At 57.6% G+C, this 2,983-nt stretch carries 2 protein-coding genes; both read right to left on the bottom strand.

Annotation, left to right across the window (positions count from 1 at the left end):
- Nucleotides 1-178: 178 nt before the first annotated feature.
- Nucleotides 179-2,713, bottom strand: coding sequence for a molybdopterin-dependent oxidoreductase (locus tag ACWI8T_RS09200; protein ID WP_449138724.1), 2,535 nt, complete (start codon nucleotides 2,711-2,713; stop codon nucleotides 179-181).
- 15 nt (nucleotides 2,714-2,728) lie between these two features.
- Nucleotides 2,729-2,983, bottom strand: a 255-nt coding sequence (locus ACWI8T_RS09195) for a hypothetical protein (protein ID WP_449138723.1), incomplete at its 5' end; no start/stop codon positions are given.

The raw sequence follows: 2,983 nt of genomic DNA, 5'->3' as shown, positions 1-2,983 counted from the left end.
GTATTTCTGGTGCTGTGCCGGCATGAGCTTCGGCGTGGTTTCGGTGCCGGCAACCGCATTAGACGGCTCGGGCTGCTGAGCCGCGCAACCCGCGCCCGCCACGCAGCCAACAGCCAACACGACGGTCACAACCGCAATACCCACACGCGTTTTGGAAATCTTCATCGTCAGACCCTCCCTAAGCCTTCTTGATGCTGACACACGTCTTTTTATAGTCGGTCTCTTTCGAAAGCGGGCAATAATAGTCCTGCACAACCCGGTTGATGAGCGTTTCGGCCGCAAAGAACGGCGCAAATACCATGCCCGAAGGAGGCTCCACACGACCGGCGAGCGACACCTTGATCTGCATCGTTCCATGCGGGCTCGTAAGCTGAACCATGTCGCCGTCGTTTACGCCAAGCGCGGCAGCGTCTTCGGCGTTCATGGAAAGCAAGGCCTCGGGCAGCGCACGATCGAGCTCCTCAACGCGGCGCGTCATGGTACCGGTATGCCAATGCTCGAGCAAACGGCCCGTGCAGAACCAGAACGGGAATTCCGCGGAAGACTCCTGCGCCGGCGGCTCATACGGACGGAAGACCACCGAAGGCTTGTGATCGGCGCTCTTGTACCAGCTCATGCCGCCAGCAAGACCCTTATCGCCATACATCTCGATACCGACCTCGTCATAGCCATCGGCCTGCTTGCCATCGGAAAAACGCCACTTGGTGGGCAGCCACTGCCCATCGACCTCGCGCACGGGCCAAGTAAGGCCGTGGTGCGCCAGATATTCGTCATAAGGAGCAAGCTGTTTAGCTTCCATCTTGAGCTTCTTTTCGGCATTGATGGCAGCTGCGCGTTCGTTCAAATCGGGGTTCGAGAACGTGCGGTACTCCTCCCAAATCGCACGGTTGACCTCGCGGGAATCGCCATTGAAGTCGTCTTTTTCAGCATCCCAAATGAAGCCGAACAAACGCGTGAACGCATCTTCGCCGTCAATCGTTTCACCTTCGAGCACGCGACGCGCGACTTCGAGCAGCACCCACACGTCCCACTTGGCATCGCCCACAGGATCCACGGCCTTTTCGAACACCGAGGTGCGGCGCTCCGCATTGCCGAATTGACCCTCGCGTTCCACCCACATTGCCACGGGGAAAACGACGTCGGCATACTGGGTTGTAAGCGTCGGATACACTTCGTTCACCGCGATGAACGTGTCGAAAATACCCGTGTGCTCGCCGTCCTCGCCCAAGAAACGCGTCAGATTCGGCAGAGACTGCGCCCAGTTGTTATGCGCGCTCCACAGGAAATCGATGTTGCCTTTCGACATTTCACGGAAGAGCTTAATCGTGTGATAGCCAGGCGTTTTGATTTCGTCGAGGTAGCCTTCAGGCAAATTCCAAACTGCCTCGGTATAGCGACGATGTGCCTCGTTGGCCACCACGAGGTCGGCAGGCAAGCGATGACAGAACGTGCCCACCTCGCGCGCCGTGCCGCATGCGCTCGGCTGACCAGTGAGCGAAAACGCCGTCGAACCAGGTTTGCCATATTTGCCGGAAAGCAGATGGATGTTGTGCAGGTTGTGGTTCATCCATGTGCCGCGATTATGCTGGTTCACGCCCATGGTCCACAGGCTCATCACGCGCAAGTCGGGGTTGGCGAACACTTCGCACAAATCGGTGAGATCTTCGACGGAAACGCCCGAAAGCTCGCTCGTGTACTCGAGCGTGTAGTCGGCCAGGCGAGCGGCGTATTCCTCAAACGTGCACGCCGTGGTTTTGTCGACCGACTTGCCCACGTCGCTTTTGTCGTAACCGTCTTCGTAGGCGTTACCGATGTTTTCGGTGCCCATCTTGAATTGCAGATGGTCGCGCACGAAATCGACGTCGTATTTCCCATTCTGAATGAGGTAATTCGCAACGCAGTTCGCGATAGCCAAATCGGTGCCCGGGCGGAACATCAAAACCTTGTCGGCACTTGCCGAGGTTCGGGTTTTCATCGTGGTGATGTCGATATGGCGAACGTTTTCATTTTGAAGCTTATGCGCAGTGAGACGCGAATAGAGCATCGGATGCGCCTCGGCCATGTTGGCGCCCCAGGTGATGAAGACGTCGGCGTTGTCGAGGTCCTCGTAACAACCCGCGGGTTCGTCGGTCTGGAACACATTCATGAAGCCGACGACGGCGCTCGCCATGCACATGCGCGCGTTCGGGTCGATATTATTGGAAAGAAGGCCCGCCTTCCAGAACTTCGCGGTAAGGTAGCCTTCCGTAATAGGCTGCTGGCCGCTGCCCCAGAACGCCAGGCGGCTCTTGTCGCGCTTCCACGTTTCACGCAACTTGCTCGATACAAGCTCGAGTGCTTCTTCCCAGGTGGCTTCGCGCAAACCGCTTTCGGTGCCCTTGGTACCTGCATCATCGCGAATGAGGGGCGTGGTCAGGCGGTCTTTTCCATACAAGATCTTGCCCAGATAATAGCCCTTCACGCAGTTCAGACCGCGATTCGATTGATTATCGGGATCGCCGGTGACCGCTGTGACCTTGCCATCTTTCGTCTCGACCAGCACGCCGCATCCACACCCGCAAAAGCGGCATACCGCGGTATGCGTTTGCGTATCGCCCGCACCTTCCTGCCCCGCATCGGGTTTGCTCGCGCATGCCGCCAAGCTACCGCCCGCCGCCGCCATCGCAGCGGCAACAGCCGAAGCCTTCACAAAATCGCGTCGAGTAACATCCATGGTATCCACCTTCCCTTAAAACGGTTCATCCCTATATCCCTTTAGAAAACGCTCTTCGGAAGCGCTCTGTTGCCTTGCTCGGCTTATTCGGCGCAACTCGATCATCGTTGTCCCTTCAGCTTCGGCGGCACGCCGCCAGAACTCGAACAAGACTACGACCATCCCGTTCGGCCTCTGCGCGGCCAAAGACACTGGAACAAAAGTGCTGGTCGGCGAAGGCAAATCGGCTTTTATCCTGTCCAAGGATTCGATACGTGTTTTGCCTGCTCC

It is taken from the genome of Slackia sp., assembly GCF_977041755.1.
This window is presented reverse-complemented; position numbering and strand designations above follow the sequence as displayed.

Coding starts and splice junctions, on each gene's coding strand:
- ACWI8T_RS09200 (WP_449138724.1), bottom strand. CDS start 2,713: ATGGATGTTACTCGACGCGATTTTGTGAAGGCTTCGGCTGTTGCCGCT.